The following is a 22720-nucleotide window of genomic DNA, read 5'->3' as shown; positions in this document are numbered from 1 at the left end:
GTCTCCGCCGCAGCCGCGTCGGTCGCGGGCGCGTCGGCAGCAACCGGGTCGGGCCCGGGCGCCACGGGCTCGGGCGCGTCGACCGGCGCGTCGGGTTCGACGGGCGCCTGGTCTCCCGTGCCGTCCGCGGTCGCCTCCGGCTCGAGGCCGGGCTCGTCGTCGCCCTGCCGCCGCTGCTCGTCGCCGCTGTCGCTCATCGCCGTGCTCCCCCCGGTCGCCGGGCGCGCGGGACGCACCCGCGCTCACCATACCGACGTCGGCGTGCTGGCGCCGCCCGGCGCGCCCGCCCGTCGCACAGCGGCATCCGAGGCTCGCGCACGCGGGCGGCGTCGCGCAAGTCCCGATCAGCGCCCGATCCGCCGGCGCCTCGCCGTCGAGTCCGCCCCGACGCGAGTGCCGACCGGGCCGACTCGAGCGCCGGCTCAGTCGCCGAAGACCGCCGCGACCAGATCGTGGGTGTACCCGCTCGGGGCGAGCCCCACCCAGCGGGTCGCGAACCAGATCCCGTCGCGGAAGAAGTGGGAGTCGCCGCTCAGCCCGCCGTCGCCGCGCCATTCGGCCGTGCAGCGGGTGCCCGAGCGCTCCTCCCAGCAGCTGTAGCCGAGCTCCGTCATCCGGGCGATCGCCGCCTCCTGCTGCGGGGCGCTCGGGACCGAGACCTTCGTGGCGAGCGATCGTTCGCCGGCCGCGTCGGCGTCGGCCCACACGCACTCGAGCTCGACGGAGGCCGCCGCCAGCCCGGCGACCGTCTCGTCGCCGCTGCCGGGGTAGGCGGCGGGGTCGGACCATCCGGGCGACAGGACGAGACCCTCCATGTCGGGCGTCCAGTCGCGCGTGTAGAGCCCCGCGCAGTCGACGGGCAGCGGATGCCCGTTCACGACGGTCTGGGCCGGCGCGGCGGTCTCGGTCGGCTCGGGCTCCGGGGCCGGCGCGGCGGCGACGGGTTCCGTCGGCACGGCGGAGGCCGGCGCGGCACTCCGATCGGCCGCGGGGGCGGAGAGCGCGGCGTGCAGGAGTCCGCCGGCGACGCACAGGACGCCGAGGAGGACGGCGCCGCCCACGAGGGGGTCGATGCGCCGCCACCACGGCACGGGCGCCGAGGCGTCGTCGTCAGCCGCGTCGGCCGCGTCCTCCTCGCCGGCGTCGTCGAGCGGATCGCCGGGGGCCGCCTCGAGCGGGGCGTCGGGGTTCTCGTCGGATCGGGGTCCGGACATCGGGCGTCCTCCGGGCCGGAGCGCGCAAGGTGCTGCACGTGCGGGAAGCGCGAGCGGGGGTCTCGCGACCGGGTCGAGCCTACCCGCCGAGCCCCGCCTGGTGGGGTCGGCCGGCGTGCTCAAGGTGCGGCGGCCCCGGCCGGGACCCGGTCGGAGCCGCCGCGGTGCGGACGCGGCGTGGGGGCGCTGCGTCCGCGGCCGCCCGTCGCGCAGGGCGCAACCCGGGGGCCGGTCGGTCATCCCTCGACGGGCTCGGCGGCGTCCGCGATCGCGAGGGAGTACACGAACCCGTTGAGCGTGCCGCTGAAGCGCACCGGGTCGACCGGTTCGCCCTCGCCCGGCACGATCTTCGAGAGATCGATCTTGTGCACCAGGGTGAGCCGGCCGCCGTGCTGCAGGCCCTCCGTGAAGGCGAGCACCTGGTCGTACTGCCCCTCGACGTCCATGCCGACCTCGAGGTACGCGAAGTTGCCCGGACCGAGGTCCGCCGGGGCACCGGGGTCCACGGCAGCCGGCTCCGCGGTCGTGGCGGGGTCCGTCGCGCCGGCGGCATCCGTCGGTGCGGCGGCCGCGGGCACGAACGCGATCGGATCGCTCACCGTGAGGCGGGTGATCGTGACGCCGGTGCGGCCGGCGAGCTCGTTGAGCTGGTCGATGTACGCCGGGACGCCGGTGCCGGCGGGCACCGAGAGCGAGGCCGCGTCGTACTCGGTGCGCAGGTCGGCCTCGTGCTCGGCGTCGGCCTCGAGCTGCGCCAGTACGGCTTCCTGCTCGGCGTTGAGGGCGTCGGCGGCCGCGTGCTCCGCGTTGGTCGACGCGACCGCGGCGATCTGCGGCTGCACGCCGAGGAACCACGTGAGCACCACGATGGCGGCGATCGCGACGACCGCGACGAGGGCCTGGATGCGGGTGCGTTCGGTCATTCTCCGTCGCCTTCCTCGTCGGCGCCGTCGGCGAAGCGGTTCGAGTAGACCTCGTCGTCGACGTGCATGGTGATGTCGACCCGCCAGACGCCGCTCGTCTCGTCGAACTCGGTCGTGCCGGGCAGGGCGTCGGCGAAGCCGGGGAGCCCGGAGAGCGTCGTGAGCCACGCCGCGACGTCGGGGAGGACGGGGCTCTCGCCCGTGAGGGCGATCGTTGCGACGCGCTGCCCCTGGAGCGGAGCGGTGGCCTGGGCGTACTCGGCGACCGGGGTCGTCGAGTCGATCGCGAGCTGCGTGATCGACATGCCGTCCGGCACGGTCGCCTGCACCTTCGCGAGGTAGTCGTTCCAGTCGATCTCGGTCGAGGCGCCGAGGCGCTGCGCCTCGGTCGCGAGCCGCACCCCGTCGCGGAGCTGGCGGATCTCGCCGAACTCGCCCTGCGCCGCATAGAGCTCGGTCGTGCGCTCGCGCGCCGCCGCGAGCTGCTGCTCGACGTAGAGCGAGTAGGCGAACGTGCCGCCGATCGCGAGCGCCGCGACGACGAGCACCGCGACGACGAGGCCGATGAGCCGGTTCCGGGTGCGCCGGGCGGCGCGCTCCCGGTGGATCTCCGGAGGCAGGAGGCTCGCGCGGGCGGGCGCGCCGACGAGGACGCCGCGCGGGGCGCCGGCGCCGGCGGAGCGCGCGGGGGCGGGGGTCGTGGTCGTCATGCCGCTGCTCCGATCGCGAGGCCGACGGCGACGGCGAGGTGCCGTTCCCCGTCGGCGAGCCGGGCGCGGTCGACGCTGCGGGCGACATCGACCCGGGTGAGCGGGTCGACCTGCAGCACCGGCAGGCCGGTGAGTCCGGCGAGCGCCTCGGGGAACCCGCGCAGCTGCGCGGCGCCGCCGGTCAGCAGGATGCGCGTCGCCGGAGCGCCCGGGTGGCCGCCCGAGTAGTACGAGATGGTGTTGCGGATGCTCGTGAGCTGGTCGCCGACGACCTGCTCGATGAACCCCGCGGCCCGACGGGCGTCCTCGCCGAGGCCGGCCGCCGCGGAGAGCCCGAGGTCGCGCTTCGAGGCCTCGGCGGCGGTCGGGTCGGTGTCGAGCCCGTCGAGGACGGCCGTCGTGACATCCTTGCCGCCCGTGGGCACGATGCGCACGAACTGCGGGATGCCGTCGCGGACGACGACGACCGTGATCGACTCGGCGCCCACGTCGACGACCGCGGCGGTGCCGGGCGCCTCGGCCCCGAGGAGCGCGCGGCTCAAGGCGAACGGCACGAGGTCGACGTCGAGCGCGTTGAGGCCCGCCCGCTCGACCGAGCGGACGTTGCCGAGCACCATGTCCTTCTCCGCGGCGATGAGGAGTCCGGAGAGCATCGGTCCCTGGTCGCCCTGGTACTCGGCGATCGGGTAGAAGTCGAGCACGGCGTCGACGACGGCGATGGGCAGCACGTCGCGGGCCTCGAACGCGAGCACGTCCCGGAGCTGGTCGGCGGGGAGCTTGCGCAGCGAGAAGTCGCGCGAGATCACCCGGTGGTTGCCGATGCCGAGCACGACGTCCTTCGTCTTGAAGCCGCCCTGCTGCCACAGCGTCTTGAGCGCCGCCGCGACCGTGTTGGGCTCCTTCACCTCCCCGCGGGAGACCGCACCTTCCGGCAGCGGCACCTCGGAGTAGCGCACGAGGAGTGGTTTCGACCGGTTCCGGCGGACGATCTCCGCCGCGCGGATCGACCCGTTGCCGATGTCGATGCCCGCGATGCTGCGTGCCATGCGGTGCTCCTTACTGTTCGTTCGGGGAATGGGGGAGGTCGGGGCCGCCGTCAGCCGAGGCCGGCGGAGGCGAGGTAGGCGGCGGCGATGGGCGCGCCGGCGAGGATGCCGATCCAGGCGCCGGCGAGCATCCACGGCCCGAAGGGGATGCCCGACCCGCGTTTCGCGCGCCGGGCGACGAGGAGCGCGACCGCCGCGAGCCCGCCGAGCACGAAGGCGGCGAAGGCGCCGACGATGAGTTCGGCCCAGCCGAAGCGGCCGAGGACGAGACCGATGAGGGCGGCGAGCTTGATGTCGCCCGCGCCCATCCCGCCGTTCGACACGATCGCCAGCAGGAAGTACAGGGCGAAGAGGGCGGCGCCGCCGATGAGGGCGCGGCCGATCGCCTCGGGTTCGCCCGAGAGCGCTCCGGCGACGACGACGAGCGCGCCGACGGCGACCATGCCCGGGATCACGATGCGATCGGGCAGCCTGTGCGCGTCGAGGTCGATGAGCGCGAGCGGGATGGACACCCCCGCGAACACGAGCAGCAGCAGCAGGTCGGCGACCCCGCCGGCCGTCGTCGCCGTGGGCACCGTGCCCAGGACGACCGCCGCCGCGAGCCCTGCGAACGCGAGCCCCGTGAACGCCTCGACGAGCGGGTAGCGGGCGGAGATCGGGGCGGCGCAGTCGCGGCAGCGCGCGCCCAGGAGCATCCACGAGACGACCGGGACGTTGTCGCGCGCCCGGATCGCCGACCCGCACTGCGGGCAGGCGCTCGCCGGCGCGACGACCGAGCGCCCCTCGGGCACGCGCGCGACGACGACGTTGAGGAACGACCCGATCGCGAGCCCGCCGAGGCCGGCGAAGGCGATGAGGATGCCCGCGAGGCCCGGCGCCTGGGCGAGGGCGCTCATCGCGGGGATCCGTCCGGGTTGAACGCGGTGGCGACGGTGGAGTACTGGGAGACGCGGAAGACCGTCGCGATCGGCGAGAGGAACTTCGGCGGCGCCATCGAGATGAAGCGCTGGTCGTAGACGTACTTCTTCTCGTAGCCGTTGCTGGTGCTCGAGCCGGATCCGGTGCCGACGACGCCGCGGAACTTCTGGGCGATCGAGCCGTTGACGGTGAGGATGCCGCGTCGGCCGCCGCGGTCGTGGTTCTGCACCTGGAAGCTGTGCGCGACCGAGATGATCGCGGCGTCGATGCGCCGGTTGCCCGTGCCGTTCGGGTTCATCGGAGAACTGCCGTTCATCGGGTTCCAGACCCAGACGGCGCTCTGCCCGACGAGGCCGAGCACGTTCGAGGAGGTGTTCTGGTAAGCGATGTCGCCCGTCACGTAGATCGTGGTGGCCGCGATCGTCAGCGCGCCGTTCATGGCGCCGCGCACGAAGACGTCGCCGCGGTCGCAGTCGTATGCGGGCGTGGTCGAGCTCGAATACTCGGCCTCCGACTCGCTGCTCAGCGGGTAGCGCACCGTGGCGCTGCCCGAGGTGAGGCGCCAGCCGCCCGACGAGCCGGTCGTGCAGGTCACGTTGGTCGGCGGGGTCACCGTGCTCGACGTGCCGTTCGGGCGGTTGGGATTCGTCGTGTCGGAGCGCGGCGGGACGTCCTGGACGAAGATCAGGTCGTGGTCGGGCACGGCGACCGTGGCGCCGCCCGGGTTGCCGAGCTGACCGGTGCCGGTGCCGACGGCGCCGCAGGAGGCGCCGCCCCGTGCGAGCGTGTTCCTCGTCCACGGCGAGACGACCGTCATCGTGCCGCCGGCGTTGAAGACGATCTGGGTCGGTCCGGTGTACGTGCACACCGCTTCCTCGCGCATCGCCGCGTTCGTCGTGGGCATCTGCACGCTGACCCCGCCGGTGATGCCGTCGCCGAAGGTCGCCGACCCGCAGCCGTTGTTGTCGTAGTACGGCGCGGTCGGCTTCAGCGTCGTGACGGCCTGCAGGAACTGGGACCGGCAGACGCGCATCGTGTCGTTCGAGTGCACCGGGCCGTCGAGGACGTCGTCATCAGTGAAGAGGATGGACTCGCAGCCGCTCCCCCGGTCGCCGGCCCACTCGTAGCCTGGGTCGCAGTCCGTGTCCCATTGCGGATCGATGACCTCGTAGTCGGTGTAGTACACGAAGTCGATGAACCCCTGCTGCTTGACGTTCGCGACGATCGATCGCGTGACGTCGCCGACCTTGCCCGTCGAGCGCAGCCGCAGCACGCCGGTGCGGGCGTACGTGGTGTTGTCGACCTCGTAGCGGAACTGCGAGCGGTTCCCCGCGCCCGGCACGCTCGCCCACGTCCCGCCCGCGGTCACGCCGAAGGCCGGGTTCAGGCTCGCTGTCGGCAGGCTCACCGTCGAGGCGCTGCCGCTCGCGACGGTGAACGGCGCGGCCGGATTGCCGTACTTGATGTAGTCCGGGTCGTCGGCGAGACGGCTCTTGTACTCGTCGACGCCCGCGTAGGCGGCCGCGAGCGCGCCGTTCCACGCCGTGTCGGTCGACGACTTCCTGATGCCCGAGACCGTGATCGACGCGCCGATCGCGATGAGCACGAGCATCACGAGGGAGAGACCGAGCACCGTCGCGAGCGCGGCGCCGTCGTCGCCCCGGGTGCGGGCGAGTGCGCTTCGGAGCCGGATCATCAGTTCTCCCCCGGGTTCGCGAGCTTGACGACGCTGGAGATGACGACCGGCTTCGCCGACGGGCGACCGTTCGGCACGACGGCGACCGTGATCTCGACCGCGTCGATGACCGCCAACTGCGCAGCGGTGAGGTTCCCGCCCGCCGGCGGCGTCAGCAGAGTGGTGCCGTCGTAGTACTTGAAGACGGCCGTCGCGCCGGTCGGCGTGAGCACGCCGCCGAGGTTGCGCACCGTCGGCGTCGTCGATGCGGTATTGAAGACCCAGTAGTTGCCCGCCGCGATCGCCGCCCAGCGCCGTTCCTCGACGTCGCGGCTCGCGTTGACGCTCACCTGCACGCGCGTCGGCTTCGCCGGCCGCACGTCGATGGGCGCGTAGGCGTCGACGTCGACGAGGCTCGTCACCGTGAAGCCGCTCGCGTTCGCCGCGAGGAACGGCGGGTCGGGCGTGATGGAGCCCGACTTCGCGAGCGGCGATGCGAACCGCACGATCGTGCCGAGCTGATTGACGAGGTTCGACGCGTTACCGGTCGCCTCGTGGATGTCGCGGCTCTGCTGCGTCGTCTTCGTCGTCGAGATGTAGAGGTTCACCGCCATCGTCAGCACGATCGCGAGGATGCCGACCGCGACGAGCAGTTCGACGAGCGAGATGCCCCGCTCGCCCTGGAGGCGTCGGGCGAGGATGCCGCGCAGTCGCGTCACGGGACCACCACCCCGCGCGGGTCGAGGGTGAAGCGGCCCGTGTCGGTGCCCGAGGTCGGGATCGTCTGCGTGCCGGTGAGCGGGTTGGAAGCGGCGGGGTCGAGCTTCAGGACGTTGGAGAGCAGGGTGAGGTTCGTGCTGGTCAGCGTCGTCGAGTTGCTCGAGGTGTTCGTCGTGTCGGTGTTGGTGGCGTAGACCTTCCAGGTGCCGAAGGGCAGCGCGATGCGGACCGTCTGGTTCGCCCCGGTGAAGACCTGGCCGAAGCGGTAGACCACGGTGCCTGCCGAGGACGGGCAAGCGGGTTCGCCCGTCACCGGGCTGCCGGCGGTGTTCGTCTGCCGGACGGCGACGAGGTGGTACCGCGTGCGGCTGCTGGTCGGGAACCCGCTCGTCGCGTTGGCCGGCGTGGTGACCTGCACGACGCCCATCGGCGTCGACACCGGCGCCGTCGTCGAGCCCGGCGCGGCGGACTGGGCGATGCCGCGGGCGCCGCTGTAGGTGACGCCGTTGTAGGTGTACTCCTGCCACGCCTCCGGGTCGGAGACCTGGCACGCCGTCGTGTACTGGCCGGCGATGGTCTGGTACCCGGTCGGGTAGGGGTGCAGCGGCACCGCCGCGGTGAGCGTGCCGAAGCCGTTCGTCGCGCTCTCCGTCACCGGCGTGTCCTCGGACCACCAGCCGTCGCTGCCCTTGACGAACGTCGTCTGCAACTGCGTGCTGCCGGTGCCGCCCGGGGCGAGGGGGAACTCGACCTTCGTCGTGGGGTTCGGCAGCGAAGCGACGTTGACCGCGTAGCGGGCGGTGACGTTGATCGCCTGATCGAACTGGAACGCGTACGCCGTCGAGTTGCCGGCGGTCACGCTGCTCGTGAGCGACGAGGTCGGGTTCTGGTTCTGGTCCACCCATCCGCTGCGGGTGAGCGAGACCGTGTAGCTGCGCGGCGCCACGCCCAGGATGAAAGTGCAGCCGTCGGCGTCGGTCGGCGCGATCGCGACCCCGGGCGCCGGGGAGATCGAGGGGGTGATGCCGGCCACCCCGACGCCGTCGACGTCCTGCACCGAGACGAAGATCGTGCCCTTGGACGGGTCGTTGATGTGCACGTTCGGCGCGATGATCGTGTCGGCCGTCGCCGGCACGGACCCGCGTGCCATGTTCGTCCAGCTCACCGAGACGTTCACGCGCTTGTACTGCAGCGTCGTGCCGCCGGCGGAGCAGCTCACGTCGGCGCCGCTCGACGTCACCCACGCGGTCGTGCGCGTGATCGTGAAGGTCTCACCGAGTCCGGCCGGCACGACCGGAGGGGGGTCGCTCGCCGATACCGCGAACGGGTCGCCGACGCTGCGCACGAGGTCGATGTCGGCCAGTGCGATCGCCGTGGCCTGCTCGCGGGCGCGGTTGTCGCGGGAGTAGCCGGCGGTGAGCGTCAACGAATAGGCGACGCTGATCGCCACGATCGCGAACACGAGCATCGCAACGAGCACCTCGACGAGGCTGAAGCCGCCGCTGCCGCGCAGCGTCGAGCGCAGCCGGTCGGCGAGGCGCTGGATGCTCATGTCGGTTGGTCCGTTCGCGGAAAGGTCTGGGGTCAGCCGCAGGTCGCGGCCGTGGTGCCGAGGGCGCCGTTCGAGCGGAGGAAGAAGGTCTTCCCGGAACTGCTCGTGGCGGTGAGGCAGAAGTCGTCGGCGGTGGGGGTGCCCTGGAAGTGCGGGCCAGGACTCAGCGTGTCGTCGCTGCGGGTCCAGCCGAGTTCCGCGAGCGTGCTCGTGTCGGGTTCGGCCGCGTCGTTGTCGGCCGAGTAGTACGCGGCCGCCGCGTGCTTCGCGTTCGCGAGGTCGGCCTTAGTCGACGCTTCGCGGGCCACGTCGGCGAGTTTGAGGTAGACCGGAAGGGCGATCGAGGCGAGGACACCGACGATGAGCACGGTGACGAGAAGTTCGACGAGGGTGAACCCCTGATCGCCGCCATTGCGGTAAGTCGGGCTGTGCACAGGGCAGATCTTCGAATGCAAGTGCTGTCCTCTTGACGTTGGCGTTGGGGTGCCCGGATAGACCGGGCACCCCGGAGGATCAATAGTCAGTGCCTGTGGCGCACGTGCCGGCAACGACCCCGCCGCTCGCCGTGACCTTGAACGCCTTAGAGGTGGAGCTCACGCCGTCCACGCAGTACTTGCTGCTGCTCGTGATGTGCGGAGTCAGGCTCGTGGTGTCGGCGCTCTTCGACGCGCCCAGGTCCGTCATTGCGGTGGCGGTCAGCGCAGGCACGCTAGCGGCCGCCACATTGGGGTTCTGCGCGTAGTAGGCCGAGATCGCGGTCTTGGCGTTCGTGAGGTCGGACTGCGTCGCCGACTCCCTCGCTCCGTTCTGGATCCCGATGTACACCGGGATGGCGATGGCGGCGAGGACGCCGATGATGATGACGACGACGAGGAGCTCGACCAGGGTGAAACCCTTGTCGTTCTGCTTGAGCTCGTCGCGACGAGTCGCGAGGGACTCGAGGATCCGCTTGATCACGTTGGTTCCAATCTGTCGGGTTCGACGGGTGGTGGCCGGCGCCTTCGCCGACTGTCGGCTGAGCGTAATCAGCGGCGATGTTCCGGGGATATCCCCTGACCGGGGGTGATTTCTGGCCACGGCGACCCCAGTACAGGGGGACGTCGGCAGTGGCGCCCACCGGCACCCGAGCAGCACGGACGGCCCCGACCCGCAGCATCCGGATCGAGGCCGGCCGGCACTCCCTCGGGCCGGCGCGGACCGCGGCTCAGGCTCCCGACTGCACCGCCGTGCCGATCGAGAAGATCGGCAGGTAGAGCGCGATGACCATGCCGCCGATGATGACGCCGAGCACCGCGATCATGATCGGCTCGAGCGCCGACGTGAGCTGCTTGGAGGCCGTGTCGACCTCGTCCTCGTAGAAGTCGGCGACCTTGTCGAGCAGCACCTCGAGGGAGCCCGAGTCCTCGCCGATCGCGACCATCTGCGTCACCATCGGCGGGAAGACCGGCTCGTTCGCCATCGGCGCCGCGATCGTCGAGCCCTGCCGCACCGACTCCGAGATGCGGTCGAGCGCCTGCTCCACGACCCAGTTGCCCGACGTGTCGCCGACGATCTTGAGCGACTGGAGGATCGGCACGCCCGCGTGCACCATGTTCGCGAGGTTGCGACTGAAGCGCGCGATCGCGATCTTCTGCATGAGGGGCCCGAACACCGGCAGTCGCAGCACGAGCGGGCCGGTGCGTCGCCGCACGGCCTCGGTGTGCCGGTTGCGGCTCCACCAGACCCAGCCCGCGACGATCGCACCGACGACGAGCGGCGTCAGCCACCACATCTGCTCCGACAACGTCACGAGGGCCTGCGTCGGCAGCGGCAGCTCGCTGCCGAGCCCGGCGAACATCTCCTTGAAAATCGGCACGATGAAGAGCAGCATCGCCGCGACCGCGACGACGGCCATGACGAGCACGACGACGGGGTAGGTGAGCGCCGCCCGGATCGTCTGGCGGAGCTTCGCCTCCTTCTCGAGGTTCTCCGCGACGGTGGCGAGGGCCCGGTCGAGGAAGCCGCCCGTCTCGCCGGCACGCACCATGTTGATCATGATCGGCGGGAAGTCCCGGTCGAAGCGAGCGAGCGCGTCCGAGAACGCGGTGCCGCGCTCGACGTCGTCGCGCACGTCGCTCAGGATGCCCGCGAGCGCCTTCGACTTCTTGTCGGACCCGGCCTGCGCGGCGAGCACGTCGAGCGTGCGCAGGATCGGCACGCCCGCGCCGAGCATGGTCGCCGACTGCCGGGCGAACACCGCGAGGTCGACGAGGCGCACCCGCTTCGTCGAGCCGAAGCTGATCTCCCGGCGCAGGCCGGTGCCGACGGGCAGCTCCCGCACCTCCACGGCCGAGAGCCCCATGGCGTTCAACCGGCCGGCCACCGAGCTCTCGCTCGCGGCATCCATCTTGCCCTTGACGAGCTTGCCCGCACCGTCGCGGCCCGTGTACGCCCACGCGGTCGTCGCGACCATCAGCGCACCGCCTTCGAGTAGCGGTCGCCGAAGTCGATCGAGGCGACCTCGCCCGCGGTCGACACGGTCGGCGAGCCGCCGCGGCGGATGAGCTGCGCGAGCGACGCCGGGTCCTGGGCCTTCTCGTCGGCCGCGCGCCGCGAGACGCGGCCCTCGTTGACGAGGTTGGCGAGCGACTGGTCGAGGGTCTGCATGCCGAGTTCCTTTCCGCCCTGCATGGCCGTGGGCAGCTGGTAGGTCTTGCCCTCGCGGATGAGGTTCGCGATCGCCGGGGTCATCACGAGGATCTCGGAGGCGATGACGCGGCCGTGGCCCGTCGCGTTCCGCACGAGGGTCTGGCTCACGACGCCCTGCAGCGTGCCGGCGAGCTGGAGGCGGACCTGATCCTGCTGGTGCGGCGGGAAGACGTCGATGATGCGGTCGATCGTCTGACCGGCATCCTGGGTGTGCAGCGTCGCGAAGACGAGGTGGCCGGTCTCGGCCGCCGTGAGCGCCGCGCTGATCGTCTCGAGGTCGCGCAGCTCGCCGATGAGGATGACGTCGGGGTCCTGCCGCAGCGCGAACTTCAGCGCCGTCGCGAACGAGTGCGTGTCCCGGCCCAGCTCGCGCTGGTTGACGATCGACTTCTTGTGCGGGTGCAGGAACTCGATCGGGTCCTCGATCGTGATGATGTGATCGGCGCGCGTCGAGTTGACGAGGTCGATGAGCGCGGCGATCGTCGTCGACTTGCCGGAACCCGTCGGACCCGTCACGAGCACGAGGCCGCGGGGCAGCTTCGCGAAACGCCCCACGGACTCGGGCACGCCGAGGTCGGCGAGGCCCTTGATCTCGGCGGGGATGAGTCGGAACGCGCCGCCCGTCGAGCCGCGCTGCCGGTAGTAGTTCACGCGGAACCGCGCCTCTGCCGAGAGCGTGAACGCGAAGTCGAGCTCGTGCTCCTGCTCGAACTCCTCGCGCTGCGCCGGCGTGAGCAGCGAGTCGAGGGCGCGGTCGACCCGCTCCGCCGTCCAGGGCGCCTCGCTCTTCTGCCGGAGACCGCCGTCCATGCGCATCGACGGCGAGGCCCCCGCCGTCACGTGCAGGTCGGAGCCGTCGAGCGCGACGACCTGCGCGAGCGCCTTCAAGAGGTCCCGGTCCGCTCGCGCGAGCGCGAGGCGCTCGTCCGCCGTCAGCCCGTCGGCGTCGGCATCCCTGCGCTCGCGGCGCGGGATCGGCCCTTCGTGAGCATCCATCGCTATCGCTCCGTCCTTCATCGGTTTCGGGCGCCCGCCTAGCTGGCGACGCGCAGCACTTCCTCGATCGAGGTGACCCCGGCGAGAGCCTTCGACCAGCCGTCCTCGCGGAGCGCCCGCATGCCCGCGCCGCGCGCCGAGGCCGCGATCTCCGAGCTCGGGGCGTGCGCCACGGCGAGGCGCTCGATGTCCTCGGTCACCGACATGACCTCGTGCAGCGCCACGCGGCCGCGGTAGCCCGTGCCTGCGCACGCCTGGCAGCCGACGGGTCCGTAGAGCCGGGGCGTGCCGTAGGGCGGCAGCGGCACCCCGAGCTCGCCGAGCTCGGCGCGGTCGGACTCGACGGTCGTCTTGCAGCGCGAGCAGAGTCGTCGGGCGAGGCGCTGCGCGACGACGCACTCGAGGGCCGTGCCCACGAGGAACGGCTCGACCCCCATCTCGACGAGCCGCGTCACGGCGCTCGGCGCGTCGTTCGTGTGCAGCGTCGAGAGCACGAGGTGGCCTGTGAGCGACGCCTCGATGGCGATCTGCGCCGTCTCGCGGTCGCGGATCTCGCCGACGAGCACGATGTCGGGGTCGGCGCGCAGGATGCTCCGCAGCGCGCTCGCGAACGTGAGCCCGGCCTTCGTGTTGACCTGCATCTGGCTGATGCCCTCGATGCGGTACTCGACCGGGTCCTCGACGGTGATGACGTTGACCTCGGGCCGCGCGATCGCGAGCAGCGTCGAGTACAGCGTCGTGGACTTGCCGGAACCTGTCGGTCCGGTGACCAGCAGCATGCCGTGCGGCTTGCGGAACGAGCGCTCGTAGACGGCGCGGTTCGACTCGCTGAGGCCGAGGTCGCGCAGGTCGAGGCTCGTCGCCGAGTTGTCGAGGATGCGCAGCACGATCTTCTCGCCCCACACCGTCGGCAGCGTCGCCACGCGCAGGTCGACCTTGCGCCCGCCGACTTGCGCCGACATGCGGCCGTCCTGGGGCCGGCGCCGCTCGGCGATGTCGATGTCCGACATGATCTTCAGGCGCGAGACGATGCCCGCCTGGATGCTCTTGGGCGCGGACTGCATCTCGTGCAGCACGCCGTCGATGCGGTACCGAACCCGCACCTCGCGCTCCTGCGGCTCGATGTGGATGTCGGAGGCCTGGTCGGCGATCGCCTGCGCGACGAGCAGGTTCACGAACCGCACGATCGGGGCATCGTCCTCGACCTCGGTCACCGCGTACGCGTCGGCCGAGGTGGCGGCCGCGAGCTCGTCGTCGAGCGTCGAGGTCAGGTCGCTGAGCTCGTGGTCGGCGCGGTGGTGGCGCTCGACGACGGCGAGCACGTCGGCCCGCTTCGCCGTCACCGGCGTGACCTCGAACCCCGACTCGACGCGGACGTCGTCGATCGCGACGACGTCGCCCGGCTTCGTCATCGCGACGAGCATCCGGCCGTCGACGAAGCCGAGCGGCAGGAGGCCGTGACGACGTGCCGTCCCCGGGCTCACGAGGTCGATCGCCGACTGGTCGATCGGATGCACCAGGAGGTCGTCGATGTAGCGCACGCCGGCCTGCAGCGCGCGGGCGCGGGCGAGCTGCTCCTCGGTCAGCACGCCGTCCTCGACGAAGCGCTGGAATGCCGCGTCGTCGCCGTCGTCGGCCGCGAGCACGGCGTCGAGATGCTCCGCAGGCAGATCGCCGTTGCGGATGAGGATCTCCCCGAGTGCCGCCACCGTGGACCTCCGATGCACGCGTCGTCGCCGCATCGCCGTTCGGGCGACGGCAGAACCGTCCCGCCCTCGGTCGAGTGCGGGGTAGCTCACCGTACGCAGTCGACGGAATCCCTGAACAGCCCCGCCTTCGGGGGACGGCCCCGGAGACGCCGAACGGCCCCCGATCCGCTGGCGGATCGGGGGCCGTTCGTCAGTGCTTCAGCCTCAGCTGTAGTTGCCGGGGGTGAAGTCGTCGCTCGAGAACGCGTCGAAGTCCACGAAGCTCAGGTCGCCCTCGGAGAAGGCGCCGTCGTCGGCGAACAGACGGGCGGGGTAGCGCTCGGCCTTCGCCTCCTCCGTCGCGTCGACCGCCACGTTCCGGTACTTCGCCAGGCCGGTGCCGGCCGGGATCAGCTTGCCGATGATGACGTTCTCCTTGAGGCCGACCAGCGGGTCGCGCTTGCCCTCCATGGCGGCCTGCGTGAGCACGCGGGTCGTCTCCTGGAAGGACGCGGCCGACAGCCAGGACTCGGTCGCGAGCGAGGCCTTGGTGATACCCATGACCTCGGGACGCGCCGTCGCCGTCTTCTTGCCCTCGGTGAGGGAGAGACGGTTGAGCTCCTGGTACTTCTGACGGTCGACGAGCTCACCGGGGAGCAGGTCGGTCTCGCCGTGGTCGACCACGGTGACCTTGCGGAGCATCTGACGGACGATGACCTCGATGTGCTTGTCGTGGATCGGCACGCCCTGCGAGCGGTACACGTCCTGCACGCCGCCGACGAGGTGGCGCTGCACGGCGCGCACGCCCTTGACGCGCAGCACCTCCTTGGGGTCGACCGCGCCGACGATGATCTGCTGACCCACCTCGACGTGCTGGCCGTCCTCGACGAGGAGCGTCGAGCGCTTGAGCACGTTGTAGGCGATGGGCTCGCTGCCGTCGTCGGGCGTGAGGATCACCTTGCGCTGGCGGTCGTTCTCGTCGATGACGATGCGGCCGGCGGCCTCGGCGATCGGGGACGCGCCCTTGGGGGTACGCGCCTCGAAGAGCTCCTGCACGCGGGGCAGACCCTGGGTGATGTCCGCAGCCGACGCCGAACCACCGGTGTGGAACGTACGCATGGTGAGCTGCGTGCCGGGCTCGCCGATCGACTGGGCCGCGATGATGCCGACGGCCTCGCCGATGTCCACGAGCTTGCCGGTGGCCAGCGAGCGGCCGTAGCACTGCGCGCAGACGCCGACGGCGGACTCGCAGGTCAGGACCGAGCGGACCTTGATCTCGTGGATGCCTGCAGCGACCAGCTGGTCGATCAGGACGTCGCCGACGTCCGAACCGGCCTCGGCCACGACGGTGCCGTCCTCGGTCACCGCGTCCGCGGCGAGCGTGCGGGCGAACACCGAGTTCTCGACGTTCGGGTCGCGCACGAGCGCACCGGAGGCGTCGAGCTCGGCGATGGCCAGGTCGAGGCCCTTCGTCGTGCCGCAGTCCTCCTCGCGGATGATGACGTCCTGCGAGACATCCACCAGACGACGGGTCAGGTAGCCCGAGTCGGCGGTACGGAGGGCCGTGTCCGCCAGACCCTTGCGGGCACCGTGGGTCGCGATGAAGTACTCCGCGACCGACAGCCCCTCGCGGTACGAGGAGATGATCGGGCGCGGGATGATCTCGCCCTTCGGGTTGTTCACGAGACCGCGCATACCCGAGATGTTGCGGACCTGGAGCCAGTTACCACGGGCACCCGAGGAGACCATCCGGAAGATGGTGTTCTGCGGGTTCGCCTCGAACTCGGCACGCATGTCCGCGGCGACCTCGTCGGTGGCCTTGGTCCAGATGTCGATGAGCTCCTGGCGACGCTCGAGGTCGGTGGTCAGACCCTTGTCGAACTCGGACTGCACCTTGGCGGCCTGCGCCTCGTGCTTCTTGATGATCGCAGCTTTGTTGGGAGGCGTGATCACGTCGGAGAGCGAGACCGTGACGCCCGAGCGCGAGGCCCAGCGGAAGCCGGCGTCCTTGATGTTGTCGAGCGTGGCCGCCACGACCGTCTTCGGGTAGCTCTCGGCGAGCTCGTTGACGATCTCGGAGATCTTGCCCTTGCCGGCCTGCTCGTTCACGTACGGGAACGTCGCGGGCAGCGCCTCGTTGAAGATGGCGCGGCCGAGCGTGGTCTCGAACAGGAACGGCTCGCCGGAGACGAAGCCCTCCGGCTCCTCGCCCTCGCGGAAGACGAGGCCGTCGAGGCGGATCTTGACGAGGGCGCCGAGGTCGAGGCCCTTCTCCGTCTCGCCGGGGCGGTTCTGGTCGAACGCGAGGATCGCCTCGGCGACCGACGAGAACGCGCGGCCCTCGCCGACGGCACCGGGCTTGGCGGTCGTCAGGTGGTGCAGGCCGATGATCATGTCCTGGGCGGGCACGGTCACCGGACGGCCGTCCGAGGGCTTCAGGATGTTGTTCGAAGCGAGCATGAGGATGCGCGCCTCGGCCTGGGCCTCGACCGACAGGGGCAGGTGCACGGCCATCTGGTCGCCGTCGAAGTCGGCGTTGAACGCCGCGCAGACGAGCGGGTGGAGCTGGATGGCCTTGCCCTCGACGAGCTGCGGCTCGAAGGCCTGGATGCCCAGGCGGTGCAGCGTCGGAGCGCGGTTGAGCAGCACGGGGCGCTCGCGGATGATCTCCTCGAGGACGTCCCACACGTGCGGGTTCGAGCGCTCGACCATGCGCTTGGCCGCCTTGATGTTCTGGGCGTGCGACAGGTCGATGAGGCGCTTGATCACGAACGGCTTGAACAGCTCGAGGGCCATCTGCTTGGGCAGACCGCACTGGTGGAGCTTGAGCTGCGGGCCGACGACGATGACCGAACGGCCCGAGTAGTCGACGCGCTTGCCGAGCAGGTTCTGGCGGAAGCGACCCTGCTTGCCCTTGAGCATGTCGCTCAGGGACTTGAGGGCGCGGTTGCCGGTGCCCGTGACGGGACGGCCGCGACGGCCGTTGTCGAAGAGGGCGTCGACCGCCTCCTGCAGCATCCGCTTCTCGTTGTTGACGATGATCTCGGGGGCGCCGAGGTCGAGCAGACGACGAAGACGGTTGTTGCGGTTGATCACACGACGGTAGAGGTCGTTGAGGTCGGAGGTCGCGAAGCGGCCGCCGTCCAGCTGCACCATCGGGCGCAGCTCCGGCGGGATGACCGGGACCACGTCGAGCACCATCGAGGCCGGCGAGGCGCCGGTCGTGAGGAAGGCGCTGACCACCTTGAGGCGCTTGATGGCGCGGATCTTCTTCTGACCCTTGCCCTCGGCGATCTGCAGGCGCAGGTCGAGCGCCTCGGCCTCGAGGTCGAAGCTCTCGAGACGGCGCTTGATGGCCTCGGCGCCCATGTGGGCGGTGAAGTACTGGCCGAAGCGGTCCTGCAGCTCCTGGAAGATGGCGTCCTCGGGCTTGAGGTCGCCGACCTTGAGGGTGCGGAAGTCCTCCCAGACCTTCTCGAGCTCGGCGATCTGCGCGTCGGCCGACTTGCGGACGAGCGTCATCTCCTTGTCGTGGGCGGCTTCGGCGCGCTTCTTCTGCTCGCTCTTGGCGCCCTCGGCCTCGAGGTCCTCGAGTTCCTTCTCCTTGCGGGCCATGAGCGTCGCGATGCGGCTGTCGCGCTCCTTGGCGATCGTGTCGACCTCGAGGCGCAGCTCGGCCTCCAGGCCGGGCAGGTCCTCGCCGCGGGCTTCCGCGTCGACGTCGATCACCATGTAGGCGGCGAAGTAGATGACCTTCTCGAGGTCCTTCGGCGCCATGTCGAGCAGGTAGCCGAGGCGCGACGGCACGCCCTTGAAGTACCAGATGTGCGTGACGGGCGCGGCGAGCTCGATGTGGCCCATGCGCTCACGGCGGACCGAGGACTTGGTGACCTCGACACCGCATCGCTCGCACACGATGCCCTTGAAGCGGACGCGCTTGTACTTGCCGCACGCGCACTCCCAGTCGCGCGACGGACCGAAGATCTGCTCGCCGAAGAGCCCGTCCTTCTCGGGCTTCAGCGTGCGGTAGTTGATCGTCTCCGGCTTCTTGACCTCGCCGTACGACCACTTGCGGATGTCGTCGGCGGTCGCCAGACCGATGCGGAGCTCATCGAACGTAGTTGCGTCGAGCAATTTCTCTCCCTGAAAAGTTTCTTCTCGTCGTTCTGGCCGGATCAGATCTCGTCGATGTTCGACGATTCGAAGCGGGCGGAGATGTTGATGCCGAGCTCCTCCGCAGCGCGGAAGGCCTCGTCATCCGTGTCGCGCAGGCTGACCGCCGTGCCGTCGGCCGAGAGGACCTCGACGTTCAGGCAGAGCGACTGCATCTCCTTCATGAGCACCTTGAACGACTCGGGGATGCCGGGCTCCTGGATGTTCTCGCCCTTGACGATGGCCTCGTACACCTTGACGCGGCCGAGGATGTCGTCGGACTTGATCGTGAGGAGCTCCTGGAGGGCGTAGGCGGCGCCGTACGCCTCGAGCGCCCACACCTCCATCTCGCCGAAGCGCTGGCCGCCGAACTGCGCCTTACCACCGAGCGGCTGCTGGGTGATCATCGAGTAGGGGCCGGTCGAGCGGGCGTGGATCTTGTCGTCGACGAGGTGGTGCAGCTTCAGGATGTACATGTAGCCGACCGAGATCGGGTACGGGAACGGCTCGCCGGAGCGGCCGTCGAAGAGCTGCGTCTTGCCGGACGAGTCGATGAGGCGGTCGCCGTCGCGGGTCGGGAGCGTCGAGTCGAGCAGACCCGCGATCTCGCGCTGCGAGGCGCCGTCGAACACCGGGGTGGCGACCTTCGTGCCGGGGGCGACCTCGCGGGCCTCCTCCGGGAGGGCCTTCGCCCACTCCGGCTTGCCGTCGATCTTCCAGCCCTGCTTGGCGGCCCAGCCCGTGTGGATCTCGAGGACCTGGCCGAAGTTCATTCGACCCGGCACGCCGAGGGGGTTGAGGATGACGTCGACGGGGGTGCCGTCCGCGAGGAACGGCATGTCCTCGACGGGCAGGATGCGCGAGATGACGCCCTTGTTGCCGTGACGGCCAGCGAGCTTGTCGCCCTCGGTGATCTTGCGCTTCTGGGCGATGTAGACGACCACGCGGCGGTTGACGCCCGAGCCGAGCTCGTCGTCGCCGTCCTCGGCGTTGAACTCCTTGACGGCGATGATCGTGCCCTGCTCGCCGTGGGGCACCTTCAGGGAGGTGTCGCGGACCTCGCGGCTCTTCTCGTTGAAGATCGCGCGGAGCAGGCGCTCCTCGGCCGAGAGCTCGGTCTCGCCCTTCGGCGTGACCTTGCCGACGAGGATGTCGCCGGGGCGGACCTCGGCGCCGATGCGGATGATGCCGCGCTCGTCGAGGTCGCCGAGCAGGTCGGGGCTCACGTTGGGGAGATCGCGGGTGATCTCCTCCTTGCCGAGCTTCGTGTCGCGGGCGTCCACCTCGTACTCCTCGATGTGGATCGACGAGAGCACGTCGTCCTTCACGAGGTTCTGGCTGAGGATGATCGCGTCCTCGTAGTTGTAGCCCTCCCACGGCATGAACGCCACGAGGAGGTTCTTGCCGAGCGCGAGCTCGCCGTTCTCCGTCGCCGGGCCGTCGGCGATGACCTCGCCGACCTCGACGCGGTCGCCGACCGAGACGATGACGCGGTTGTTGTACGACGTGCCCTGGTTCGAGCGGTCGAACTTGCGCAGGAAGTAGTTCTGCGTGCCGCCCTCGTCGAGCTGGACCGTCACGACGTCGGCCGAGGCCTCCGTGACGACGCCCGCCTTGTCGGCGGTGATGACGTCGCCGGCGTCGATGGCCGCGTAGCCCTCCATGCCGGTGCCGACGATCGGCGACTCGGAGCGGAGGAGCGGGACGGCCTGGCGCTGCATGTTCGCACCCATGAGGGCGCGGTTCGCGTCGTCGTGCTCGAGGAACGGGATGAGGGACGTGCCGACCGACACCATCTGGCGGGGCGAGACGTCCATGTAGCCGATCTCGGAGGCCGGGAACAGGTCGACCTCGCCGCCCTGGCCGCGGCGGGCCAGGATGCGCTCGTCGACGAAGGTGCCGTCCGAGTTCAGCGGGACGCCGGCCTGCGCGACGATGTAGTTGCTCTCCTCCATGGCCGTGAGGTAGTCGACCTGGTCGGTGACCTTGCCGGCGACGACCTTGCGGTACGGCGTCTCGATGAAGCCGAAGGAGTTGATGCGGGCGAACGACGCGAGCGAGCCGATGAGGCCGATGTTCGGGCCTTCCGGCGTCTCGATCGGGCACATGCGGCCGTAGTGCGAGGGGTGCACGTCGCGGACCTCGACGCCCGCGCGGTCGCGCGAGAGGCCGCCGGGGCCGAGCGCCGAGAGGCGGCGCTTGTGGGTCAGACCCGCGAGCGGGTTGTTCTGGTCCATGAACTGCGAGAGCTGCGAGGTGCCGAAGAACTCCTTGATCGCGGCGACGACGGGTCGCACGTTGATCAGGGTCTGCGGGGTGATCGCCTCGATGTCCTGCGTGGTCATGCGCTCGCGGACGACGCGCTCCATGCGCGAGAGACCGGTGCGGACCTGGTTCTGGATGAGCTCGCCGACCGCGCGGATGCGACGGTTGCCGAAGTTGTCGATGTCGTCCACGTCGAGGCGGATGTCGACCTGCTCGCCCTTGCGGACGCCCGGGAGCGTCTCGCGCTCGTCGTGCAGGGCGACGAGGTACTTGATCGTGGCGACGATGTCGGCGACGGTGAGGACCGAGTCGGTCAGCGGCGCGTCGATGCCGAGCTTGTTGTTGATCTTGTACCGGCCGACCTTGGCGAGGTCGTAGCGCTTCGGGTTGAAGTAGAAGTTGTCGAGGAGCGCGCGGGCGGCCTCGGCGGCGACCTGCTCGCCCGGACGGAGCTTGCGGTAGATGTCCTTCAGCGCCTCTTCCTTCGTGAGGATGCTGTCCTTCTCGAGGGTGAGGGCCATCGACTCGTAGCCGGCGAACTCGGCGAGGATGTCCTCGCTCGAGAGGCCGAGCGCCTTCAGGAAGACCGTGACCGACTGCTTGCGCTTGCGGTCGATGCGGACGCCGACCTGGTCGCGCTTGTCGATCTCGAACTCGAGCCACGCGCCGCGGCTCGGGATGACGCGCGCCGAGTAGATGTCCTTGTCGGAGGTCTTCTCGGGGGTGCGCTCGAAGTAGACGCCGGGCGAACGGACGAGCTGCGACACGACGACGCGCTCGGTGCCGTTGATGATGAAGGTGCCCTTGGAGGTCATGAGCGGGAAGTCGCCCATGAAGACCGTCTGGGTCTTGATCTCGCCGGTGATGTGGTTCATGAACTCGGCGTTCACGTACAGCGGCGCGGAGAAGGTCTTGCCCTTCTCCTTGCACTCGTCGATCGAGTACTTCGCCGGCTCGAGCTCCGGGTTCGAGAAGGAGAGCTGCATCGTCTCCTGGAGGTCCTCGATCGGGCTGATCTCCTCGAAGATCTCCTCGAGGCCCGTGGTGGTCGGCACGTCGTTGCGGCCGGCTTCGAGCGCGACGGCGACGCGCTCCTGCCACTTCTCGTTGCCGACGAGCCAGTCGAAGCTCTCGGTCTGGAGTTCGAGCAGGTCGGGTACGGTGAGGGTGTCGGTGACTTTGGCGAACGAGAGACGGCTTGCGCCGCGTCCGTTCTTCGGGGTGGGCGTGGTCGCATTGCGCGCAGCAGCCAAGGAAATTCCCTCCATGGGCGGCCCCGTCGGGCCGGTTCACTGTCTGTCTGGAGAACGTCTCAGACGAGTTGTTGCGTGGTGCCGCGAGAGACGCGACACGCGAAGAAGCCGACCGCAATATGAAGGCAACGAAGAGTCTGGGAACGCAAACCTCAACTATAGGTCGGCGCCGACGCGATGTCCAGTCGGATTCTTGATCTTTCAGGGAACTTCCGGTATAACCCCGCGAGCGGGGTCTCCGTCGGGGCTTCCCAGGCGTCCCGATCCCCGTCCTGACGCGGATCGACGGGTGTCGGCCGGGTCGACCCCGTGCCACGATGCATCCATGACCGGGGCGCGCATCGAGTTCGAAGCGGACGTCTTCTCCTCGACCGGATACACCCTCGTCGTCGACGGCGCCGCCCAGTCGCACGTCGACGCCATCGACCCGACGCACCTCTTCTTCGAGTACGCGCGCCGCATCGGCAACGCCCTCGACGGCCTCGCGCCCGCCGGGCGGGCGATCCGGGTGCTGCACCTCGGCGGCGGCGGGCTGACGCTCCTGCGCTACCTCGCCGCGACGCGGCCCGGCTCGCGGCAGGTCGCGGTAGACGTCGACGCCGACGTCGTCCGCGCCGTGCTCGAACGGATGCCGCTGCCGGCCGGCGAGCCCGTCGAGGTGCGCGTCGCCGACGCCCGCAGCGAGGTCGCGCGGATCGGCGAGCGCTTCGACGCCGTCGTCCTCGACGTCTACCGCGGGCTCGACGCCCCGGCCTTCGTCGACGCGCCCGAGTTCCTGGGCAGCTGCCTCGGGCTGCTGGATCCGGCCGAGCCGGGCATCCTCGTCGTCAACGTCGCGGATGCCGCGGGCGGGCCGCGCCTGGCCGCCCAGGCCCGCGGGATCGCGCGCGCCGATCCGGGCGCCGAAGTGCTCGCGGCGG

At 70.4% G+C, this 22720-nt stretch carries 16 protein-coding genes and 1 pseudogene; 1 reads left to right on the top strand and 16 read right to left on the bottom strand.

Annotated elements, in window-relative coordinates; all coding sequences use genetic code 11:
• The 16 genes and pseudogenes from GB864_RS13705 to rpoB form a co-directional block, all read right to left on the bottom strand.
• Positions 1-197, bottom strand: a pseudogene (locus tag GB864_RS13705) (hypothetical protein); the annotation flags it as partial.
• A 225-nt stretch (positions 198-422) separates the two neighbouring features.
• Complete coding sequence (locus GB864_RS13700) at positions 423-1214, bottom strand: hypothetical protein (RefSeq protein WP_160425979.1); 792 nt, start codon at positions 1212-1214, stop codon at positions 423-425.
• A gap of 236 nt (positions 1215-1450) precedes the next feature.
• On the bottom strand, positions 1451-2137 hold the full coding sequence (locus tag GB864_RS13695; protein WP_160425977.1) for a hypothetical protein: 687 nt from the start codon (positions 2135-2137) through the stop codon (positions 1451-1453).
• Positions 2134-2847: a hypothetical protein gene (locus GB864_RS13690; protein WP_160425975.1), complete on the bottom strand. Its 714-nt coding sequence runs from the start codon at positions 2845-2847 to the stop codon at positions 2134-2136. The genes GB864_RS13695 and GB864_RS13690 overlap by 4 nt, the downstream gene beginning before the upstream one ends.
• On the bottom strand, positions 2844-3893 hold the full coding sequence (gene pilM / locus GB864_RS13685) for a type IV pilus assembly protein PilM (RefSeq protein WP_160425973.1): 1050 nt from the start codon (positions 3891-3893) through the stop codon (positions 2844-2846). The genes GB864_RS13690 and pilM overlap by 4 nt, the downstream gene beginning before the upstream one ends.
• A gap of 50 nt (positions 3894-3943) precedes the next feature.
• The gene (locus GB864_RS13680) at positions 3944-4789 is read right to left on the bottom strand and encodes a prepilin peptidase (RefSeq protein WP_160425972.1); all 846 of its coding nucleotides are present in this window, start codon (positions 4787-4789) and stop codon (positions 3944-3946) included.
• Positions 4786-6507, bottom strand: a complete 1722-nt coding sequence (locus GB864_RS13675) for a hypothetical protein (protein WP_160425970.1) — start codon at positions 6505-6507, stop codon at positions 4786-4788. Before GB864_RS13675 ends, GB864_RS13680 begins: the two co-directional genes overlap by 4 nt.
• A complete protein-coding gene (locus GB864_RS13670; RefSeq protein WP_160425968.1) occupies positions 6507-7205 on the bottom strand; it encodes a prepilin-type N-terminal cleavage/methylation domain-containing protein in 699 nt (232 codons plus the stop codon). Before GB864_RS13670 ends, GB864_RS13675 begins: the two co-directional genes overlap by 1 nt.
• Positions 7202-8758, bottom strand: a complete 1557-nt coding sequence (locus tag GB864_RS13665; protein ID WP_160425965.1) for a prepilin-type N-terminal cleavage/methylation domain-containing protein — start codon at positions 8756-8758, stop codon at positions 7202-7204. Before GB864_RS13665 ends, GB864_RS13670 begins: the two co-directional genes overlap by 4 nt.
• Before the next feature lie 32 nt (positions 8759-8790).
• Positions 8791-9192, bottom strand: a complete 402-nt coding sequence (locus GB864_RS13660; RefSeq protein WP_202107228.1) for a prepilin-type N-terminal cleavage/methylation domain-containing protein — start codon at positions 9190-9192, stop codon at positions 8791-8793.
• A 79-nt stretch (positions 9193-9271) separates the two neighbouring features.
• Positions 9272-9715: a prepilin-type N-terminal cleavage/methylation domain-containing protein gene (locus GB864_RS13655; protein ID WP_160425963.1), complete on the bottom strand. Its 444-nt coding sequence runs from the start codon at positions 9713-9715 to the stop codon at positions 9272-9274.
• A 247-nt stretch (positions 9716-9962) separates the two neighbouring features.
• Positions 9963-11210: a type II secretion system F family protein gene (locus GB864_RS13650; protein ID WP_160425961.1), complete on the bottom strand. Its 1248-nt coding sequence runs from the start codon at positions 11208-11210 to the stop codon at positions 9963-9965.
• A complete protein-coding gene (locus GB864_RS13645) occupies positions 11210-12442 on the bottom strand; it encodes a type IV pilus twitching motility protein PilT (RefSeq protein ID WP_160425959.1) in 1233 nt (410 codons plus the stop codon). Before GB864_RS13645 ends, GB864_RS13650 begins: the two co-directional genes overlap by 1 nt.
• 38 nt (positions 12443-12480) lie before the next feature.
• Positions 12481-14151 carry a GspE/PulE family protein gene (locus GB864_RS13640; protein ID WP_336604007.1) on the bottom strand — a complete coding sequence of 557 codons (1671 nt, stop codon included), beginning with the start codon at positions 14149-14151 and terminating at the stop codon, positions 12481-12483.
• A gap of 204 nt (positions 14152-14355) precedes the next feature.
• Positions 14356-18264, bottom strand: coding sequence for a DNA-directed RNA polymerase subunit beta' (gene rpoC / locus GB864_RS13635; RefSeq protein ID WP_160425957.1), 3909 nt, complete (start codon positions 18262-18264; stop codon positions 14356-14358).
• A 41-nt stretch (positions 18265-18305) separates the two neighbouring features.
• Positions 18306-21800 carry a DNA-directed RNA polymerase subunit beta gene (gene rpoB, locus GB864_RS13630; RefSeq protein ID WP_160425982.1) on the bottom strand — a complete coding sequence of 1165 codons (3495 nt, stop codon included), beginning with the start codon at positions 21798-21800 and terminating at the stop codon, positions 18306-18308.
• A gap of 325 nt (positions 21801-22125) precedes the next feature.
• Between rpoB and GB864_RS13625 the strand changes: the two genes are divergently transcribed.
• On the top strand, positions 22126-22720 hold a 595-nt coding region (locus GB864_RS13625; protein ID WP_160425955.1), incomplete at its 3' end, for a fused MFS/spermidine synthase.

Origin of the sequence: Agromyces seonyuensis (assembly GCF_009789225.1) — a bacterium.
Classification (GTDB): domain Bacteria; phylum Actinomycetota; class Actinomycetes; order Actinomycetales; family Microbacteriaceae; genus Agromyces; species Agromyces seonyuensis.
Note: the sequence above shows the minus strand (reverse complement) of the source record. Positions and strands in the feature narration are given on the sequence as shown.